The sequence below is a fragment of the Mycobacterium gallinarum genome, assembly GCF_010726765.1.
In the GTDB taxonomy this organism is placed as follows: domain Bacteria; phylum Actinomycetota; class Actinomycetes; order Mycobacteriales; family Mycobacteriaceae; genus Mycobacterium; species Mycobacterium gallinarum.
The window spans coordinates 1,881,713-1,901,891 of the sequence record NZ_AP022601.1 but is presented as its reverse complement, the minus strand read 5'-3'; the positions used below and the strand labels follow the sequence as shown (position 1 = coordinate 1,901,891).

Below are 20,179 nucleotides of genomic sequence, written 5' to 3'. Positions count from 1 at the left end.
CCCTAGGCTGCCTTACCCGACTTTCCTCCACGGCCCCGGGCCGGTCGACGCAGCCCCGTCAACGAGAACGTCGTGTGTACCAAAGAGCCCGCTCGATCGAGCAGCGACTTGCGCGGCGGCACGTAATGCATCGGCAGGCCGTGGCGGTCGCGGGGTGGCGCCATGAACGCGGGCGCTTCGACCAATGGCGCGTCCTCGGCCAGCTTGCCCTCGGCGCGACGATAGGCGGCCAGTGCGCGTGGATGAAGCCGTATCTCGTCGGGCACCGCGACGAACGCCAACTCGACGAGCTTGCCGAAGATCCGAAGTAACACCTCGTCGCCCGGCGTCCAGCGCATGCCGGCCTTCTCGCGCACGGCGGGATCGAAGAGGCCCGCGGCGATCCAGCGCTGCGCGCCGACCATCGGCTTGAAGAGCTGGTCCCAGATCGGAGTGGGCATCAGCACGAACCACGGCTTGGGGATGCGGATCGAGAAGATGTCGAGCGTCGCGCGGTTGATCTCCAACTCGTCGCGGCACTTGACGTCCCAGTACTCGCAGAAGTCCTCCCACGTGTCGGGGACCGGCCGCATGCTCATGCCGTACATCCGGTACCACTGCACGTGTTCGTCGAACAGCTGGCGCTTCTCGGCGTCGGTGAGCCCGCCGCAGAAGTACTCGGCGGTCTTGATGATCAACATGAAGAACGTCGCGTGCGCCCAATAGAACGTCTCGGGGTTCAACGCGTGGTAGCGCCGGCCTTCGGCGTCGACGCCCTTGATCGTGTTGTGGTAGCCCTTGATCTGCTGCCCGGTCTGCGCGGCGCGGTCACCGTCGTAGACGACGCCCATGATCGGGTACACCGAGCGCGCGACGCGCTGCAGTGGCTCGCGCAGCAGGATCGAATGGTCTTCGACGCCCGCGCCGAGTTCGGGATACATGTTTTGGATCGCCCCGATCCAGACGCCGAGCATGCCGGTCCGCAAGTCGCCGAAGTACTTCCACGTCAGCGAATCGGGGCCGAGCGGGTCTTTGTCGGCATGCCGTCTAGTGGCGGTCGCCGTCGAAGTCGATTTCAGGGCCATCGGTTTCCTCCGCTGTCAGACCCTCACGATAAACTTGACAACGTACGTTGTCTACGATTTGCCAGGCGTGCGGCCACAGTGTTATTCACCCTCCACGTGTGCTCCACTAGCCTGTGACCAGCCGCTTTATTCGCTTTTCGGCGCTCAAACTAGGCTTGTGCCCGTGGATGAGGTCGAGTCGATCGACGAACGATCTGGCAGGCAGTCATCCGGGCCCGTCGCCTGGCTGAAAAGCACCAACCAGAGCCCGTCGGTCATCGCCTTCCTGCGCCGCGCCCGGCGTGCCCTTCCCGGGGATCCCGAGTTCGGAGACCCGCTTTCGGCGGCCGGTGAAGGCGGCCCCAGAGCCGCCGCTCGCGCGGCCGATCGGCTGCTGCATCGCGAGGCGGCGTCACGCGAAGTAAGCCTCGGCGCGCTGCAGGTGTGGCAGGCGCTGACCGAGCGGGTGTCGGGCAAGCCGGCCTACCGTGAGGCGACGATCGTCTTCACGGACCTGGTGGGGTTCTCAGCGTGGTCGCTGAGCGCGGGCGACGACGCCACCCTCAAGCTCCTGCGCCGCGTCTCGCAGGTCGTCGAGCCGCCGCTGCTGGAGGCCGGCGGTCAGATCGTCAAGCGCATGGGCGACGGCATCATGGCGGTCTTCCTGCGGCCGACGACGGCGGTCGCCGCCGCGGTCAAGGCGCGGGAGGCGGTGAAATCCCTTGACGTGGACGGCTACACCCCGCGGATGCGCGTCGGGATCCACACCGGCCGGCCGCAGCGAATCGGCTCGGACTGGCTGGGCATCGACGTCAACATCGCTGCGCGGGTGATGGAGCGGGCGACCAGGGGAGAGTTGGTGGTGTCCCAGGCGACGCTGGACGGTCTTTCGGCCGAGGACCTCGACGTGTTGGGGCTCGACGCCAAGCGGCTGCGCAAGCAGGTCTTTACGCCCAAGCAGGACGGGGTGCCCGCCGATCTCATCATGTACCGGCTGAAATCGCGCAGGCCGTCACCGGGTGACGCCGACCTGGACGGCTACCCCTCGGGCGAGTAGCCCCACCTGCCACGCATATGATCGCCGGGTGGCTGATCAGCCAATAGACCTGTCTGAAGAAGCGTTGACGAAGGCTGTCAGCGCTGCTCGGCATGCCTTCGACGCGGCGAATGACCTCGACTCGCTTTCCCGCGCCAAAACCGAGCAGCTTGGTGACCGCTCGCCGATTGCGCTCGCGCGCCAGGCGCTCGGCTCCTTGCCCAAGGCCGACCGTGCCGACGCGGGCAAGCGGGTCAATGTGGCGCGTACCGAGGCGCAGCAGGCCTACGACGAGCGCCTCGCGGCTTTGCGGGCCGAGCGCGACGCCGCCGTGTTGATCGCCGAGCGCATCGACGTGACTCTGCCGTCGACCCGGCAGCCGGTCGGGGCCCGCCACCCGATCACGATCCTGGCCGAGCATGTCGCCGACACGTTCGTCGCGATGGGCTGGGAACTCGCCGAGGGGCCCGAGGTCGAGACCGAGCAGTTCAACTTCGACGCGCTGAACTTTCCGCCCGACCACCCGGCCCGCAGCGAGCAGGACACCTTCCACGTCGCGCCCGACGGCTCGCGGCAGGTGTTGCGCACCCACACCTCACCGGTCCAGATCCGGGCGCTGCTCGAGCGCGAGCTGCCGGTCTACATCATCTCGATCGGCCGCACCTTCCGCACCGACGAGCTGGATGCCACCCACACCCCGGTCTTCCATCAGGTGGAGGGGCTGGCCGTCGACAAGGGGCTGACGATGGCCCACCTGCGCGGAACGCTCGACGCGTTCGCCCGTTCCGAATTCGGACCCGAGGGTCGCACGCGATTCCGTCCGCACTTCTTCCCGTTCACCGAACCGTCGGCCGAGGTCGACATCTGGTTCCCGAACAAGAAGGGCGGCCCCGGCTGGGTGGAATGGGGCGGCTGCGGCATGGTGAATCCGAATGTGTTGCGCGCCTGCGGTATCGACCCGGAGGTCTACAGCGGATTCGCGTTCGGCATGGGATTGGAGCGCACCCTGCAGTTCCGCAACGGTATCCCCGACATGCGTGACATGGTCGAGGGCGACGTGCGCTTCTCGCTGCCATTCGGGGTTGGAGCCTGATGCGCCTGCCCTACAGCTGGCTGCGCGACGTCGTCCAAGCCGGAGCTCCCGGCTGGGACGTGTCAGCCGAGGAACTGGAACAGACCCTGATCCGCATCGGTCATGAGGTCGAAGAGGTCCTTCCCGTCGGGCCGGTGACGGGGCCCTTGATCGTCGGGCGGGTCGTCGAGATCGAGGAACTGACCGAGTTCAAGAAGCCCATCCGAGCGGTCAAAGTCGATGTGGGTGAACCAGAGCCACGTGACATCGTCTGCGGGGCAACCAACTTCGCGGTCGGCGACCTTGTCGTGGTGGCACTGCCCGGTTCCGTGCTGCCGGGCGACTTTGCCATCGCCACCCGCAAGACATACGGCCGCACCAGTGACGGCATGATCTGTTCGACCGCTGAACTCAACCTCGGCTCTGATCATTCCGGCATCCTGGTGCTGCCGGAGGGCACGGCAGAGCCCGGCACGCCCGCTGCGGACATCCTCGGCCTCGACGACATCGTGTTCAACCTGGCGATCACCCCGGACCGCGGCTACTGCCTGTCGGTGCGCGGCATGGCCCGCGAGATCGCCAACGCCTACGACCTCGACTACGTCGACCCGGCCGACATCGCGCCCCTGCCCGCCGAAGCTGAGGCACTGCCGCTGACGATCGACGAGGGCACCGGGGTGCTGCGCTTCGGCCTGCGTCCGGTCACCGGCATCGATCCAAAAGCGGTGTCGCCGTGGTGGATGCAACGGCGACTGCTGCTGTCGGGTATCCGTGCCATCTCGCCGGCCGTCGACGTGACCAACTACGTGATGCTCGAGATCGGGCATCCGATGCACGCACACGATCGCAGCCTGATCACCGGCGGCTTCCGGGTCCGGTTCGCCGAACCGGGGGAGACCGTCGTCACGCTCGACGACATCGAGCGTCGCCTCGACCCTGCCGACGTGCTCATCGTCGACGATGTCGCCACCGCGGCGATCGGCGGCGTGATGGGCGCGGGCACCACCGAGGTTCGTGACAGCACCACCGATGTGTTACTCGAGGCCGCGGTGTGGGACCCCGCCGCGGTGTCGCGCACGCAGCGGCGTCTGCACCTCAACAGCGAGGCGGGCCGTCGCTATGAACGCACCGTCGATCCGGCGATCTCCGTCGCCGCATTGGATCGCTGCAGCACGCTGCTGGCCGAGATCGCCGGTGGCACAGTCGAGCCGACATTGACCGATTGGCGTGGCGATCCGCCTCGTGACGACTGGTCGCCTGCGCCGGTCAGCATGGCGGTCGACCTGCCCGACCGCATGGCCGGTGTGGAGTACGCGGCCGGCACCACCCAGAAGCGCCTCACTCAGATCGGCGCCGACGTCGTCGTGAACGACGGTCAGGTGACGGCGACACCACCGAGCTGGCGCCCTGACCTCCGTCAGCCCGCGGACCTCGTCGAGGAGGTCTTGCGGCTGGAGGGCCTCGAGGTCATCCCATCGGTGCTGCCGCTCGCACCGTCCGGCCGCGGTCTGAGCCCCGCGCAGAAGCGGCGCCGTGCGATCGGAAAGTCGCTGGCGCTCAGCGGCTACGTCGAGATCCTGCCGACCCCGTTTCTGCCCGCGGGAATCTTCGACCAGTGGGGTTTGCCTGCCGACGACCCGCGCCGATCCACGACGCAGGTGTTGAATCCGTTGGAGGCCGATCGGCCCCAGCTGGCCACCACTCTTCTGCCGGGACTGTTGGAAGCCTTGGGGCGCAACGTGTCCCGCGGAGCTGTCGACGCCGCGTTGTTCGCCATCGCTCAGGTGGTCGAGCCGACGACGGAAACCCGCGCGGTGGAACGTATTCCGACCGACCGTCGGCCCACCTCCGATGAGATCGCGACGCTCGATGCCTCACTGCCGCATCAGCCGCAACACGTCGGCGCGGTCTTGACGGGGCTGCGCGAGCCCGCCGGCCCGTGGGGGCGGGGCAGGCCCGTGCACGCCAGCGATGCGTTCGAGGCGGTGCGCGTCATCGGCCGTGCCGCAGGCGTAGACCTCACACTGCGATCAGCCCAGCACCTGCCCTGGCATCCGGGCCGATGCGCCGAGGTGGTCATCGGCGACGCTGTCGTCGGATATGCGGGCCAGTTGCACCCGGCCGTCATCGAGCGGTCGGGTCTGCCCGCGGGCACCTGCGCCGTCGAACTGAACCTCGACGCCATCCCGCTCACCGAAACGCTTCCCGCGCCTGCCGTATCGCCGTTTCCAGCCGTGTTCCAGGATGTCGCGCTGATCGTCGGCGAGGACGTCGCCGCGCAGAACGTGATCGATGCCGTCCGCGAGGGTGCGGGTGAACTGCTGGAGGACGTCCGGCTGTTCGACGTCTACACCGGGCCTCAGATCGGTGAAGGACGCAAGTCACTGGCGCTGGCGCTGCGGTTCCGGGCCACCGACCGCACGCTCACCGAGGACGAGGCCAGTGCCGCCCGCGACGCCGCGGTTCAGGCGGCGGCCGATCGCGTCGGAGCCGAGCAACGCCGCTGATTTCCGAGTAGTGCCGCCGATTCCGGAGTAGGAACGTAGCCATGATCGAGGTACTGCAGGACATGCCCGCCGGCGTCGTGGGCATTCGCGTATCGGGCAAGGTGACCGGTGACGAGATGATCGAGTTCAAGCCCGAACTCGAGAAGCTGCTCGGCGGCGAGGAAGTCCGGATCGTCGAGGTCATCGCGCCCGACTATGAGGGCTTCGGACGGGGAGGTTTGGTCGAGGATCTCAAGCAGGGCTTCGGCACCCTCATCAACCATCGTTCGGCGTTCAAGCGCACCGCGATCGTCACCGACAAAGAGTGGGTCGCGCACACGGTGCATCTGGTGGGCTGGATGGTGCCCGGTGAACTCGAGGTGTTCGGACTCGACGACCTCGAACGAGCTAAGGAATGGGCCGCAGGCTGATTCCGTCGGCGTCGCAGAGGAAAGGCCGGCATGGGGGAGACGGATGAGCGGCCGCGCACTTCGGTAGACGGCATCGCGATACTCGCGATGTTTCTGATGGTGGTCGCCTTCACCTACAACGACGAAGTCGTCGAGCTCGCCTACGCCGGTGCCGGCGGCTATGTCTCGTATTCGCGGTGGATCGTCTTGCTGGTCGATTCCGCGATCGTGCTGTGTGCCGCCGGGCTGAAATGGCGGATGGAGGCCCGGGAGCAACTGGGCGGGACGATGTCGTGGCAGGAGTTCCTGCCGAGGTTGCTGCACGGCCCATGGCCGCTGGGGGCGGCGCTGATGGTGGTGCTTCACATCGCGATGGCGTTCCTCCCGCTCAACCTCGGGGTGGACATCGCGCTGTCGATGTTGTTCACGGTCTCGATGAGCCTCGTGCTGGTGGCCGTCCTGGATGTCGGGTCGTCCGGCGGGCGCGGTTTCGGACACAGAGACTGGATCGTGCCGTTGCTTGTCGGCACGTTGGTGGTTCAGGTCGCATCCGCGCTGTGGTTTCCGGTTCTCAACGTCGCAGGCGAGTGCGCAGATACCGTTTCGACCGACTTCTTCGCGCAGATGGTCCAGGTCATTCCTATGCTGCTGGTGACCCTCGGCATCGAGTTGGGTTTCCTTCGGCGGTCGTCGCCCCTGCGGACCCTGGGCCAGCGAGCGGCGCCGATCCTGACCATCGTGATGCTCTGCGTCGCCGAGATGATGAGCTTTTCCATGCTGGTCGTATCCGATCGCACCGCCTGCGGGGTGGCAGCGACGATGCACGAGTTTGCGGCCTTCGTGCTCGCGTCCAGGCGACCGCGATCGCCCTGGTGACGCTGGTTTGGCTGCTGCTGACGGACCGCAACCAAATGAATTTGCATGAGGATGCATAACCATGCAGAATCGCGTGCATGACTTCCGTCGCAGTGGCCGGTGCCAGCGGATACGCAGGTGGGGAAATTCTGCGATTGCTGCTGGGGCATCCCGCGTATGCCGACGGACGGCTGACGATCGGCGCCCTCACCGCGGCGGCGAGCGCCGGCACCCTGCTCAGTGAGCATCACCCGCACCTGCTGCCGCTGGCTGACCGCGCGCTCGAGGCCACCGACGCCGACACCCTGAAAGGCCACGATGTGGTTTTCCTGGGGCTTCCGCATGGTCATTCCGCAGCCCTGGCCGACGAGCTCGGCAGCGACACCGTCATCGTCGACTGCGGCGCCGACTTCCGCCTCACCGATGCCGGGGCCTGGGAACGGTTCTACGGGTCGTCGCACGCGGGCAGCTGGCCGTACGGCCTGCCCGAGCTGCCCGGCGCCCGGGACCGGTTGCGCGGCGCCACCCGCATCGCCGTTCCGGGTTGTTATCCGACCGCGGCCCTGCTCGCGCTGTGGCCCGCGATCGCCGAGGGACTCGTCGAGCCCGCGGTCACCATCGTCGCCGTCAGCGGTACGTCGGGTGCCGGGCGCGCCGCCAAGACAGACCTGCTCGGCTCCGAGGTCATCGGATCCGCGCGCGCGTACAACATCGGCGGCAAGCACCGACACACCCCGGAGATCGCACAGGGCCTCGAAGCCGTCACCGACAAGGACGTCACGGTGTCGTTCACGCCGGTGCTCATCCCGACGTCACGCGGCATTCTGGCCACTTGCACCGCGAAGACCACGACACCGCTGTCGCAGATCCGTAGCGTCTACGAGAAGGCTTACGACGCCGAGCCTTTCATTCATCTGCTGCCTGAAGGCCAGTTGCCCAAAACCGGCGCGGTGATCGGGAGCAATGCCGCTCAGCTCGCGGTCGCCGTCGACGAGGACGCCTCGACGTTCATCGGCATCGCCGCGATCGACAACCTCGTCAAGGGGACCGGTGGGGCCGCGGTGCAATCGATGAACCTTGCACTGGGCTGGCCGGAGACGGAAGGACTTTCGATCGTGGGCGTGGCGCCATGACCGACATCTCGGACACCGCGCGGCTCATCCGCACGCAGGGTGTGACCGCGCCCGCCGGCTTCCGCGCCACCGGAATCGCCGCGGGCATCAAGGCTTCCGGCGCGCTCGACCTCGCGCTGGTCTTCAACGAGGGACCCGACCACGCCGCCGCGGCCGTGTTCACCCGCAACAAGGTGAAGGCCGCGCCGGTGCTGTGGTCGCAGCAGGTGCTCACCACCGGGCGGCTGCGTGCGGTCCTATTGAATTCCGGCGGCGCGAACGCCTGCACCGGGCCGTTGGGCTTTCAGGACACCCACGCCACCGCAGAGGCCGTCGCCTCGGCGCTTTCCGACTGGGGCACCGAGACCGGGGCGATCGAGGTCGCCGTGTGTTCCACCGGGCTCATCGGCGACCGACTGCCGATGGACAAGGTGCTGGCGGGTGTCACCGAGATCGTCCACGAGATGGCCGGCGGGCTGACCGGTGGCGACGAGGCCGCACGGGCCATCATGACCACCGACACGGTTCCGAAACAGGTTGCGCTGCACCACAGTGACAATTGGACGGTGGGTGGGATGGCGAAGGGTGCAGGGATGCTGGCGCCGTCGCTGGCGACCATGTTGTGCGTCATCACCACCGACGCTGTCGCCAGTTCGGATGCCCTCGATCAGGCGCTACGCAAGGCGACCGCCATGACGTTCGACCGGCTCGATGTCGACGGCAGCTGTTCCACCAACGACACGGTTCTGCTGCTTGCCTCCGGCGCCAGCGAGATCGCCCCCAGCCAAAGCGATCTCGAGGACGCGGTCCTGAGGGTTTGTGACGACCTGTGTGCACAACTGCAGGCCGACGCCGAAGGGGTCACCAAACGCATCGTCGTCACCGTGACAGGAGCCGAGTCCGAAGCGGACGCGCTGACGGCGGCCCGTGTGGTGGCTCGCGACAGCCTCGTCAAGACGGCGCTCTTCGGGTCCGATCCCAACTGGGGCCGCGTACTGGCCGCGGTGGGAATGGCACCGGTCGTGCTGGACGTCGACCGGATCAGCGTGTCGTTCAACGGCTCTGCCGTGTGCGTCGACGGCGCCGGAGCACCGGGTGCGCGTGACGTGGACCTGTCCGGCGAAGAGATCGACGTCACCATCGATCTGGGCGTCGGCAATGACCGGGCCTCGATACGGACGACCGACCTGTCCCACGGCTACGTCGAAGAGAACTCGGCCTACAGCTCATGACACTCGCGACGCCCGTCAAGGCGCAGATACTCGCCGCCGCCCTGCCGTGGCTCAAGCAGTTGCACGACAAGATCGTCGTGGTGAAGTACGGCGGCAACGCGATGACCGACGACACCCTCAAGACCGCGTTTGCCGGTGACATGGTGTTTCTGCGCAACTGCGGCATCCACCCCGTCGTCGTCCACGGCGGCGGCCCGCAGATCAGTGCGATGCTCAAAAAGCTGGGCATCGCAGGTGATTTCAAGGGCGGCTTCCGCGTCACCACGCCCGAGGTGCTCGACGTGGCCCGGATGGTGCTGTTCGGACAGGTCGGCCGCGAACTGGTGAACCTGATCAATGCACACGGTCCATATGCCGTGGGTGTGACAGGCGAAGACGCCCACCTTTTCACGGCCGTGCGGCGCGACGTCACCGTCGACGGGGTGGCGACCGACATCGGCCTCGTCGGTGATGTCGAAAAGGTGGACGCGGATTCGCTGCTCGATCTCATCGACGCGGGCCGCATTCCAGTGGTCTCGACTATCGCACCCGACGCCGAAGGCGTGGTGCACAACATCAACGCCGACACCGCGGCGGCCGCGCTGGCGGAGGCGCTGGGAGCTGAGAAGCTGGTGATGCTCACCGACGTGGAGGGTCTCTACACCGACTGGCCCGACCGCGGTTCGCTGGTCAGCGAGATCGACACGGCCGCACTGACTCAGCTGCTACCCAAGCTGGAAACCGGCATGGTGCCCAAGATCGAGGCCTGCCTACGTGCCGTATCGGGAGGCGTGCCGAGCGCACACGTCATCGACGGCCGCGTCGAGCACTGTGTGCTGGCTGAGCTATTCACCGACGAGGGGACGGGGACCAAGGTGGTGAGCGCATGACCCTCCCGCAGCGCTGGGAAGCCGTGATGATGGACAACTACGGGACGCCGCCGCTGGCGTTGGTCAGCGGAGACGGTGCCGTGGTGACCGACGCGGACGGCAAGTCGTATCTCGACCTGGTCGGCGGTATCGCGGTCAACATCCTCGGTCATCGCCATCCCGCTGTCATCGAGGCCGTCACCCGCCAGCTCAACACGCTGGGGCACACGTCGAATCTCTATGCCACCGAGCCCGGCATCGCACTGGCCGAAGCGCTGGTCGGTCTGGTGGGCGTCGACGGTGCGCGGGTGTTCTTCTGCAACTCGGGCGCAGAAGCCAACGAGGTCGCGTTCAAGATCTCGCGGCTCACCGGACGCACGAAACTCGTTGCTGCACAGGGCGCGTTCCATGGCCGGACGATGGGATCACTGGCTTTGACCGGCCAGCCCTCGAAGCAGGAGCCGTTCGCTCCGCTGCCCGGCGACGTCACCCATGTGCCGTACGGCGACGTCGAAGAGCTGGAGGCCGCGGTCGACGACCGGACGGCGGCAGTGTTCCTCGAGCCGATCATGGGTGAGGGTGGCGTCGTGACTCCACCCGCCGGATACCTGGTGGCGGCCCGCGAGATCACCGCCGCGCACGGCGCATTGCTGGTTCTCGACGAGGTGCAAACCGGAATGGGCCGCACCGGAGCATTTTTCGCCCATCAGCACGACGGCATCACGCCCGACGTCGTCACGCTCGCGAAGGGTCTCGGCGGCGGACTGCCGATCGGCGCCTGCATCGCGACCGGTGAGGCCGCCGGGCTGATGACCCCGGGCATGCACGGCAGCACGTTCGGCGGCAATCCGGTCTGCACGGCAGCGGCACTCGCGGTGTTGCGAGTGCTGGCCGACGACGACCTTGTCGGGCGCTCAGGCGTTCTGGGCAAGTCGCTGCACCACGGCATCGAGTCGCTGGGTCATCCGGCCGTCGACCACGTGCGCGGTCGCGGGCTCATGCTCGGCGTCGTCCTCACCTCCGATATGGCCAAGCCGGTCGAGGTCGCGGCACGCGAGGCCGGGTTCCTCGTCAACGCCCCCGCCGCGAACGTGATCCGTCTCGTCCCACCGCTGATCCTCTCCGATGCGCAGGTCGACGACTTCCTCGGTGCGCTGCCCGGTGTGCTCGACAAAGCGGCCGCGGGGTGTGCGCAATGATCCGCCACTTCCTCCGCGACGATGACCTCACACCCGACGAGCAGGCCGAGGTGCTGGCGCTGGCCGCGGAGCTGAAGAAGGCACCATTCAGCCGCCGCCCACTCGAGGGCCCGCGCGGCGTCGCGGTGATCTTCGACAAGAACTCGACGCGCACGCGGTTCTCGTTCGAGATGGGCATCGCTCAGCTCGGCGGTCACGCGGTGGTGGTCGACGGCCGCAGCACGCAGCTCGGTCGCGACGAGACACTGGAGGACACCGGGCGGGTCCTGTCACGGTACGTCGAGGCGATCGTCTGGCGCACGTTTGGACAGGATCGCTTGACCGCCATGGCTTCTGGGGCCACGGTGCCGATCGTCAATGCGCTGTCCGACGAGTTCCATCCCTGCCAGGTGCTTGCCGATCTACAGACGCTCGACGAACGCGTGGGCACCCTGAACGGTTTGCGGCTGACCTACCTCGGCGACGGTGCCAACAACATGGCTCACTCGTTGATGCTGGGCGGGGTCACCGCAGGCGTCCATGTCACCGTCGCCGCTCCAGTCGGTTTCGAGCCGGACCCGCGATTTGTCACGGCCGCCAACGAACGGGCCGCCGACACCGGCGCCTCGGTGACGGTGACGGCCGATCCGGAAGCCGCCGCCGACGGTGCCGACGTGCTCGTGACCGACACGTGGACGTCGATGGGCCAGGAAAACGACGGCCTGGACCGGGTAGGACCGTTTCGGCCCTTCCAGATCAACGCAGGCCTCGTCGAACGTGCGAAGCCGAATGTGATTGTTCTGCACTGCCTTCCGGCGCACCGAGGAGACGAGATCACCGATGACGTGATCGATGGCGCGCACAGCGCGGTGTGGGATGAGGCCGAGAACCGGCTGCACGCCCAGAAGGCGCTGCTGGTGTGGTTGATGGAGCGGTCGTGACTTCCGCGGCTACCCGCGCAGGTCGGCAGGCTCGCATCGTGTCGATCCTGTCGTCGCAGTCGATCCACAGCCAGAGTGAGCTGGCGACGATACTCGCCGACGAGGGGATCGACGTCACCCAGGCGACGCTGTCGCGGGACCTGGAGGAACTCGGTGCGGTCAAGCTGCGCGGCGCCGACGGCGGCGTCGGGGTCTACGTCGTGCCCGAGGACGGTAGCCCGGTTCGTGGCGTCTCCGGTGGCACCGAACGGATGTCGCGACTGCTCGCCGATCTGCTGGTTTCCACGGACGCCAGCGCCAACCTCGCGGTGCTTCGAACACCGCCGGGAGCCGCGCACTACCTTGCCAGCGCGATGGATCGCGCTGCGCTGCCGTACGTTGTGGGCACAGTGGCCGGCGACGACACCATCTTGGTGATCGCACGTGAGCCGATGACCGGTGCCGAACTCGCGGCGAAACTCGAGAGCATTCAACACAGAGGAGATTAGGTATGCCAAAACCGGGGTCCGAGCGCGTCATCCTGGCGTATTCCGGTGGTCTGGACACCTCGGTCGCGATCAGCTGGATCGGCAAGGAGACCGGCAAAGAAGTGGTTGCGGTGGCCATCGATCTCGGCCAGGGCGGCGAGGACATGGAGGTGGTCCGGCAGCGGGCCATCGACTGCGGCGCGGTCGAGGCGGTCGTCGTCGACGCCAGGGACGAATTCGCCGAGCAGTACTGTCTTCCCGCGATCCAGTCCAATGCGCTGTACATGGACCGTTACCCGCTGGTGTCGGCACTGAGCCGCCCGCTGATCGTCAAGCATCTCGTGGCGGCCGCACGCGAGCACGGCGGCGGAATCGTCGCGCACGGTTGCACCGGCAAGGGCAACGACCAGGTGCGCTTCGAGGTGGGATTCGCCTCGCTGGCACCGGATCTCGAGGTCCTCGCCCCGGTCCGCGACTACGCCTGGACCCGGGAGAAGGCCATCGCGTTCGCCGAGGAGAATGCCATCCCGATCAACGTCACCAAGCGCTCGCCGTTCTCGATCGACCAGAACGTCTGGGGCCGTGCCGTGGAGACCGGCTTCCTCGAGCATCTGTGGAACGCGCCGACCAAGGATGTCTACGACTACACCGAGGACCCGACGGTCAACTGGAACACCCCGGACGAGGTCATCGTCGGATTCGAACGCGGCGTTCCGGTTTCGATCGACGGCCGCGACGTCAGCGTGCTGCAGGCCATCGAGGAACTGAACCACCGCGCAGGTGAGCAGGGCGTCGGCCGGCTCGACGTCGTCGAGGACCGCCTGGTCGGCATCAAGAGCCGGGAGATCTACGAGGCCCCGGGAGCCATGGTGCTCATCACCGCGCACACCGAACTCGAGCACGTCACGCTGGAGCGCGAACTGGGCCGGTTCAAGCGTGGCACCGACCGCAAGTGGGGGGAGCTGGTGTACGACGGCCTCTGGTACTCGCCGTTGAAGGCGGCGCTCGAGTCGTTCGTCGCCAAGACGCAGGAGCACGTGTCCGGCGAGATCCGGATGGTGCTGCACGGTGGGCACATTGCGGTGAACGGCCGGCGCAGTGCCGAGTCGCTGTACGACTTCAACCTCGCGACCTACGACGAGGGCGACACCTTCGACCAGTCATCGGCCAAGGGCTTCGTGCATGTGCATGGACTCTCGTCGAAGATCTCCGCGCAACGGGACCTGGCAGGCCGGTAGGCATGAGCACCAACGAGGGCTCACTGTGGGGCGGCCGGTTCGCCGACGGCCCGTCGGACGCCCTTGCGGCGCTGAGCAAGTCGACGCATTTCGACTGGGTGCTGGCGCCCTATGACATCGCGGCGTCGAAGGCGCATGCGCGGGTGCTCTTCCGGGCCGGGCTGCTGACCGAGGAGCAGCGCGACGACCTGCTCGTCGGTCTGGACAATCTGGCCTCCGATGTCGCGGATGGCAGCTTCGGGCCGCTGGTGACCGACGAAGACGTTCACGGTGCCCTGGAGCGCGGGCTGATCGACCGGGTCGGCGAGGACCTTGGCGGACGGCTGCGCGCGGGACGGTCGCGAAATGACCAGGTGGCCACCCAGTTCCGGATGTGGCTGCGCGACGCCGTCAGGCGTGTCGCCGACGGGGCACTCGAGGTGGTCTCCGCGCTCGCGACTCAGGCCGCGGCGCATCCGACGGCGATCATGCCGGGAAAGACGCATCTGCAGTCGGCGCAGCCGATCCTGTTGGCGCATCATCTGCTCGCCCACGCGCATCCGTTGCTGCGCGACGTCGACCGCATCGCCGACTTCGATAAGCGAGCCGCAGTGTCGCCGTACGGATCCGGCGCCCTGGCGGGATCGTCGCTCGGACTGGATCCCGACGCGATCGCCGAGGAACTCGGTTTCGACGCGGCGGCCGACAACTCCGTCGACGCCACGGCGTCGCGTGATTTCGCCGCCGAGGCGGCGTTCGTGTTTTCGATGATCGCCGTCGACCTGTCACGCCTCGCTGAAGACATCATCCTCTGGAGCACAACCGAATTCGGTTACGTCACGCTGCACGACTCCTGGTCCACGGGCAGCTCGATCATGCCGCAGAAGAAGAACCCCGACATCGCAGAGCTGGCCCGCGGCAAATCGGGCCGCCTGATCGGCAACCTCACCGGGTTGTTGGCGACGCTGAAGGCGCAGCCGCTGGCGTACAACCGGGACCTGCAGGAGGACAAGGAGCCGGTGTTCGACTCCGTTCTTCAACTCGAACTGCTGTTGCCTGCGATGGCGGGCCTTGTCGCGACGCTGCGGTTCGACGTCGACCGGATGGCCGAACTGGCCCCGCTCGGCTACACGCTGGCCACAGACGTCGCCGAATGGCTGGTGCAGCGGGGAGTTCCGTTCCGCGTGGCGCATGAGGCCGCAGGCGCCGCGGTGCGTGCCGCCGAAGCTCGCGGGGTCGGCCTCGAGGATCTGGAGGACGCCGAGCTGACGGGCATTCACGCGGAGCTGACGCCTCAGGTCCGTGAGGTGCTCACCATCGACGGGTCGGTGAATTCCCGGGACGCCAGGGGAGGCACCGCGCCCATCCAGGTCGCCAAACAGCTCGGTGCCGTCCGCGCGACCAGCGACCGGCTGCGGCTGCGGCTGCGGCGTTAGTCGTCGGCGGCGGCCAGCCAAGCCTCTTCGAGAGATTCCTTGCGCGCCAGCATTTCCTGCAACTCGGCATTGAGTTCACCCGCTCGCACGTGATCGGCGGCCGCCTGGGCCATCGATTCGTGCACCGCGACGATCCGCTCGTCGAGCTTGGCGAGTTGACCCTCGATGCGCGCCATCTCCTTGCCCGCCCGCCGTTCCCGCGCCGACGCCGATTCATTGCGCTGCGGTTCGGTGCGCACCGGTTCGGGGGATGTCGCTGCCGCCCGCTCCGAGAGGTATTGCTCGACACCGCCGGGCAGCAGATCACACCGCCCACCGCCGGTCAGCGCGTACGTGACATCGGAGACCCGCTCGAGAAAGTACCTATCGTGCGTCACGACGATCAGCGTCCCCGGCCAGCCGTCGAGATAGTCCTCGATCACGGTCAGGGTGTCGATGTCCAAATCGTTGGTCGGCTCGTCGAGCAGCAGCACGTTGGGTTCGTCGAGCAGCAGCCGCAGGAACTGGAACCGCCGCCGCTCACCGCCCGACAGGTCCCCCAACCGTGTCGTCAACTTGTCCCCGGTGAACCCGAAGTCCTCTAGCAGTGACGACGCGCTGACCTCGCGTCCACCCGCCAGTTCCGTAGAACGGCGGGACCTTTCGACCGCATCGAGCACGCGGTCGGTGGGGTCCAACTCGATCAGAGCCTGGCTCAGGTGGCCGATCTTGAGTGTCTTTCCCTGCTTGAAGGTTCCGGCGGTGGGTGTGAGCTCGCCCGCCAACAGCTTCAGCACGGTGGTCTTGCCGGTGCCGTTCACACCGACGAGACCGATGCGAGCACCAGGCCCGATGGACCAGTCCAGCTTGTCGAGGATCACTTTGTCGCCGGCCTCGAGGCGCACCCGGTGTAAATCGAAGACGTCCTTGCCCAGTCTGGCCGTCGCGAAGCGTTGCAGGGCAAGGGAATCACGCGGTTCCGGTTCATTCGCGATGAGGTCGTTGGCCGCCTGGATGCGGAACTTCGGCTTCGACGTCCGCGCCGGCGGTCCACGCCGCAGCCACGCCAACTCCTTGCGCATCAGATTCTGGCGGCGCGCCTCGACCCCGGCGGCCAACCGCGCACGCTCCGCGCGGGCCAGGACATACGCCGCGTACCCGCCGTCATAGGCGTCGACGGTGCCGTCGTGCACCTCCCACGTTCTGGTGCACACCGCGTCGAGGAACCACCGGTCGTGGCTCACCACCACCAACGCCTTGGCGCCGCGCACCTTGAGGTGATCCGCCAGCCAACCGATGACCTCGACGTCCAGATGGTTGGTCGGCTCATCGAGCACCAGAACGTCGTGGCCGGCGATGAGTTCGGTCGCCAGCGCGACCCGCCGCCGCTCACCGCCGGACAGCTGGCCGACCTCGCGGTCCAGGTCGACGTCCGATAGCAGATGGGACACGACGTCGCGGGTGCGAGATTCAGCGGCCCACACGTGGTCGGGCCGGCCGCCGACGATCACGTCCCTGATGGTCGCGCCGCTGAAGTCGTCGCTCTGGCGCAGGTACCCCACCGACAGCCCCGAGGTGTGGGTCACCCGGCCGGAGTCGGGCGCACGGGTGCCCGTCAGCACCTGCAGCAGCGTCGACTTGCCGTCGCCGTTGCGCCCCACCACCCCGATCGCGTCGCCCTCGTCGACTCCGAGGCTGACGGCGTCGAGCAGCGTGCGGGTGCCGTACCCGACGCTCGCGCGTTCAACATTGATCAGATTCGCCATCGCGCCCGATGATAGGTGGCCCCGCAGTGCGCCAAAGCCGTCGCGCGAGGGCCACCGTCGATCCAGACGATCACCAACCCGCGCTATGCCATGATCATGGCAGCAGTCGGGGGATTGGCGAGCTAGGGGAGCGTGCGTTGGTGGACCTGTCCGGATTGACCCGACCAGTGGAACGACTGGTCGCGACCGCGCAAAACGGGTTGGAAGTCCTGCGTTACGGCGGCCTGGAGACCGGAGCCGTGCCGTCGCCGTTTCAGATCATCCAGAGCGTGCCCATGTACCGGCTGCGGCGGTATTTCCCACCCGACCCCAGGCCGGGAGCAAAGCAACCCGGACCGCCCGTGTTGATGGTCCATCCCATGATGATGTCGGCCGATATGTGGGACGTCACCCGCGACGAAGGCGCCGTCGGCATCCTGCACAAGGCGGGCATCGACCCATGGGTCATCGACTTCGGGTCGCCCGACAAGGTCGAGGGCGGGATGGACCGCAACCTGGCCGACCACGTCGTCGCGCTGAGCGAGGCCATCGACACCGTCAAAGAGGTGACCGGCCGCGACGTCCACCTGGCCGGCTACTCGCAGGGCGGCATGTTCGCCTACCAGACCGCCGCCTACCGGCGGTCCAAGGACCTCGCCAGCATCGTGGCCTTCGGCTCACCCGTGGACACCCTGGCCGCGCTGCCGATGAACCTGCCGGCCAGCCTGGCGCCCGCCGCCGCGGACTTCATGGCCGACCATGTCTTCAGCCGCATGGACATCCCGGGCTGGCTCGCCCGCACCGGTTTCCAGATGCTCGACCCCATCAAGACCGCGCAGTCCCGTATCGACTTCCTCCGCCAGTTGCACGACCGCGAGGCGTTGCTGCCCCGCGAACAACAGCGGCGATTCCTGCAATCCGAAGGTTGGATCGCCTGGTCGGGCCCCGCCATCGCGGAACTGCTCAAGCAGTTCATCGCCCACAACCGCATGATGAGCGGCGGCTTCTCGATTCATGGCGACCTTGTCACCCTGTCCGACATCGACTGCCCCGTGCTGGCCGTCATCGGTGAGGTCGACGACATCGGTCAGCCGGCGTCGGTGCGCGGGATCAAGCGCGCGGCCCCGAAGGCGGATGTCTACGAATTCCTCATTCGCGCAGGACATTTCGGGCTCGTTGTGGGTTCCAAGGCGTCGACGCAGACCTGGCCCGCGGTCGCTCAGTGGGTCAAGTGGATCGACAGTGCCGGGGATATGCCCGAGGGCGTGACGCCGATGGCGTTGCAGCCTGAGGAGCACAGCGAAACTGGTGTCTCACTGAGCTCGCGGGTGGCGCACGGCGCGAATGCCGCGACGGAAATGGCGTTCAGCCTGGCCCGGTCGGCGGCCGACGCGCTGGTTGCGGCCAACAAATCAGCGCGCGCGATCGCGGTCGAGACGTACCGCACCCTGCCCCGCCTTGCTCGGTTGGGCCAGATCAACGAGTACACCCGAATCTCGTTGGGCCGGATCATGACCGAACAGGCTCGCGACCTCCCCAACGGCGAGGCGTTGCTGTTCGACGGCAGGGTCCACACGTACGAGGCGGTGGATCGACGCATCAACAATGTGGTCCGCGGTCTGATCGGGGTGGGCGTTCGGCAGGGTGTGCACGTCGGTGTGCTGATGGAGACTCGGCCGAGTGCGCTGGTGGCGATCGCCGCGCTCTCGCGCCTGGGCGCGGTGGCGGTGCTGATGCCGCCCGACGCCGACCTGCCGACCGCCGCCCGCCTGGGTTCGGTGTCCGACATCATCACCGATCCCGGCAACCTCGAGGCCGCGCAAAGGCTCGACATGCGCGTGCTGGTGCTGGGCGGCGGTGAGGTGCGCGACCTGGATCTACCCGAGGACGCCGACGTCATCGACATGGAGAAGATCGACCCCGACGCGGTCGATCTGCCCGGCTGGTACCGGCCGAATCCGGGACTCGCGCGGGACCTGGCGTTCATCGGGTTCAGCTCGATCGGCGGTGAGTTCGTCGCGCGGCAGATCACCAATTACCGCTGGGCATTGTCGGCGATCGGCACCGCGTCGGCCGCGAACCTCGGACGGGGCGACACGGTGTACTGCCTGACCCCGCTGCACCACCAATCCGGACTGCTGGTCGCGCTCGGGGGCGCGGTGGTCGGCGGATCCCGCATCGCACTGTCGCGGGGTCTGCGTCCGGACCGATTCCTTCAGGAGATCCGCCAGTACGGCGTCACCGTCGTCTCCTACACCTGGGCGATGCTGCGCGACGTCATCGACGACCCGTCGTTCTCGCTCACCGGCAGCCACCCGGTCCGGTTGTTCATCGGCTCCGGCATGCCGACCGGTCTGTGGAAGCGGGTGACCGACGTATTCGAACCCGCCCAGATCGTCGAGTTCTTCGCGACCTCGGACGGGCAGGCCGTCTTGGCGAACGTGTCCGGCGCCAAGGTCGGCAGCAAGGGTCGGCCGCTGCCGGGCAGTGGTGAGATCGCCCTGGCCGCCTACGACCCCGACGACGACCTGATCCTCGAGGACGAGCGGGGATTCGTCCGCCGCGCAGAGGTCAACGAGGTGGGAGTGCTGCTTGCCCATCCGCGCGGGTCGGTCGACCCGACGGCATCGGTCAAACGCGGGGTGTTCGCACCCGCGGATACCTGGGTGTCCACCGAGTACCTCTTCCGGCGAGACGACGACGGCGACTACTGGCTCGTCGAAAGCCGCGGTCAGCTGATCCACACGCTGCGCGGTGTCGTCTACGCCTCGACGGTGAACGATGCCGTCAGCCGCCTCGATGCCGTGGACCTGGCGGTCACCTACGGGGTGGAGACCGACGGCCACTGCCTCGCCGTGACGGCGCTGGCGCTGCGGCCGGGCGGGACCATTCCGTCCGCGGACCTGTCCGAAGCGCTGGCCGACCTGCCGGTCGGCAATCCGCCCGACGTCGTTCACGTGGTGCCCGAGATGTCGCTCAGCGCGTCGTTCCGGCCACTGTTGAGTCCGCTGCGCGAAGCCGGAATTCCCAAGCCGTCCCGTAACGCCTGGTATCTGGACACCGATACGAATCGGTACAAGCGGTTGACCGTCGCGGTGCGCGCCGAGATCGCTGGTGGGTGA

At 67.4% G+C, this 20,179-nt stretch carries 16 protein-coding genes; 14 read left to right on the top strand and 2 right to left on the bottom strand.

Annotated elements, in window-relative coordinates; translation table 11 throughout:
• Nucleotides 1-2 precede the first annotated feature (2 nt).
• Nucleotides 3-1,064 carry an oxygenase MpaB family protein gene (locus tag G6N42_RS09440; protein WP_163728931.1) on the bottom strand — a complete coding sequence of 354 codons (1,062 nt, stop codon included), beginning with the start codon at nucleotides 1,062-1,064 and terminating at the stop codon, nucleotides 3-5.
• A gap of 163 nt (nucleotides 1,065-1,227) precedes the next feature.
• On the opposite strand from G6N42_RS09440, the gene G6N42_RS09435 reads away from it, so the two are divergent.
• The 13 genes from G6N42_RS09435 to argH all read left to right on the top strand — a co-directional run bounded on the left by G6N42_RS09435 (nucleotide 1,228) and on the right by argH (nucleotide 15,333).
• Nucleotides 1,228-2,100: an adenylate/guanylate cyclase domain-containing protein gene (locus G6N42_RS09435; RefSeq protein ID WP_174262045.1), complete on the top strand. Its 873-nt coding sequence runs from the start codon at nucleotides 1,228-1,230 to the stop codon at nucleotides 2,098-2,100.
• Between the two features lie 28 nt (nucleotides 2,101-2,128).
• Entirely contained in the window at nucleotides 2,129-3,172 is a 1,044-nt protein-coding gene (gene pheS / locus G6N42_RS09430; protein WP_163728924.1) for a phenylalanine--tRNA ligase subunit alpha, read from the top strand.
• The gene (gene pheT / locus G6N42_RS09425; protein WP_163728921.1) at nucleotides 3,172-5,658 is read left to right on the top strand and encodes a phenylalanine--tRNA ligase subunit beta; all 2,487 of its coding nucleotides are present in this window, start codon (nucleotides 3,172-3,174) and stop codon (nucleotides 5,656-5,658) included. The genes pheS and pheT overlap by 1 nt, the downstream gene beginning before the upstream one ends.
• A gap of 41 nt (nucleotides 5,659-5,699) precedes the next feature.
• Nucleotides 5,700-6,068 (top strand): SpoIIAA family protein, encoded by a 369-nt coding sequence (locus tag G6N42_RS09420; RefSeq protein ID WP_163728917.1) that lies wholly within the window; start codon nucleotides 5,700-5,702, stop codon nucleotides 6,066-6,068.
• A gap of 30 nt (nucleotides 6,069-6,098) precedes the next feature.
• Complete coding sequence (locus G6N42_RS09415) at nucleotides 6,099-6,923, top strand: hypothetical protein (protein ID WP_163728915.1); 825 nt, start codon at nucleotides 6,099-6,101, stop codon at nucleotides 6,921-6,923.
• Nucleotides 6,924-7,000: 77 nt separating this feature from the next.
• Nucleotides 7,001-8,035: an N-acetyl-gamma-glutamyl-phosphate reductase gene (gene argC, locus G6N42_RS09410; protein ID WP_163728912.1), complete on the top strand. Its 1,035-nt coding sequence runs from the start codon at nucleotides 7,001-7,003 to the stop codon at nucleotides 8,033-8,035.
• Complete coding sequence (gene argJ / locus G6N42_RS09405) at nucleotides 8,032-9,246, top strand: bifunctional glutamate N-acetyltransferase/amino-acid acetyltransferase ArgJ (RefSeq protein WP_163728909.1); 1,215 nt, start codon at nucleotides 8,032-8,034, stop codon at nucleotides 9,244-9,246. The genes argC and argJ overlap by 4 nt, the downstream gene beginning before the upstream one ends.
• Nucleotides 9,243-10,115 (top strand): acetylglutamate kinase, encoded by an 873-nt coding sequence (gene argB, locus G6N42_RS09400; RefSeq protein WP_163728907.1) that lies wholly within the window; start codon nucleotides 9,243-9,245, stop codon nucleotides 10,113-10,115. The genes argJ and argB overlap by 4 nt, the downstream gene beginning before the upstream one ends.
• Nucleotides 10,112-11,293, top strand: a complete 1,182-nt coding sequence (locus G6N42_RS09395) for an acetylornithine transaminase (RefSeq protein WP_163728904.1) — start codon at nucleotides 10,112-10,114, stop codon at nucleotides 11,291-11,293. The genes argB and G6N42_RS09395 overlap by 4 nt, the downstream gene beginning before the upstream one ends.
• Entirely contained in the window at nucleotides 11,290-12,213 is a 924-nt protein-coding gene (gene argF, locus G6N42_RS09390) for an ornithine carbamoyltransferase (protein ID WP_163728900.1), read from the top strand. The genes G6N42_RS09395 and argF overlap by 4 nt, the downstream gene beginning before the upstream one ends.
• Complete coding sequence (locus tag G6N42_RS09385) at nucleotides 12,210-12,701, top strand: arginine repressor (RefSeq protein ID WP_083128898.1); 492 nt, start codon at nucleotides 12,210-12,212, stop codon at nucleotides 12,699-12,701. The genes argF and G6N42_RS09385 overlap by 4 nt, the downstream gene beginning before the upstream one ends.
• A 2-nt stretch (nucleotides 12,702-12,703) precedes the next feature.
• Entirely contained in the window at nucleotides 12,704-13,918 is a 1,215-nt protein-coding gene (locus G6N42_RS09380; RefSeq protein WP_163728897.1) for an argininosuccinate synthase, read from the top strand.
• 2 nt (nucleotides 13,919-13,920) lie between these two features.
• The gene (gene argH / locus G6N42_RS09375; protein ID WP_163728894.1) at nucleotides 13,921-15,333 is read left to right on the top strand and encodes an argininosuccinate lyase; all 1,413 of its coding nucleotides are present in this window, start codon (nucleotides 13,921-13,923) and stop codon (nucleotides 15,331-15,333) included.
• On the opposite strand, the gene G6N42_RS09370 is transcribed toward argH, so the two are convergent.
• The gene (locus tag G6N42_RS09370) at nucleotides 15,330-17,078 is read right to left on the bottom strand and encodes an ABC-F family ATP-binding cassette domain-containing protein (RefSeq protein ID WP_163728891.1); all 1,749 of its coding nucleotides are present in this window, start codon (nucleotides 17,076-17,078) and stop codon (nucleotides 15,330-15,332) included. The two genes, argH and G6N42_RS09370, sit on opposite strands and share 4 nt — an antisense overlap.
• A gap of 137 nt (nucleotides 17,079-17,215) precedes the next feature.
• Here G6N42_RS09370 and G6N42_RS09365 point away from each other — a divergent pair, with 137 nt between their 5' ends.
• Nucleotides 17,216-20,179: an acyl-CoA synthetase gene (locus tag G6N42_RS09365; protein WP_174262044.1), complete on the top strand. Its 2,964-nt coding sequence runs from the start codon at nucleotides 17,216-17,218 to the stop codon at nucleotides 20,177-20,179.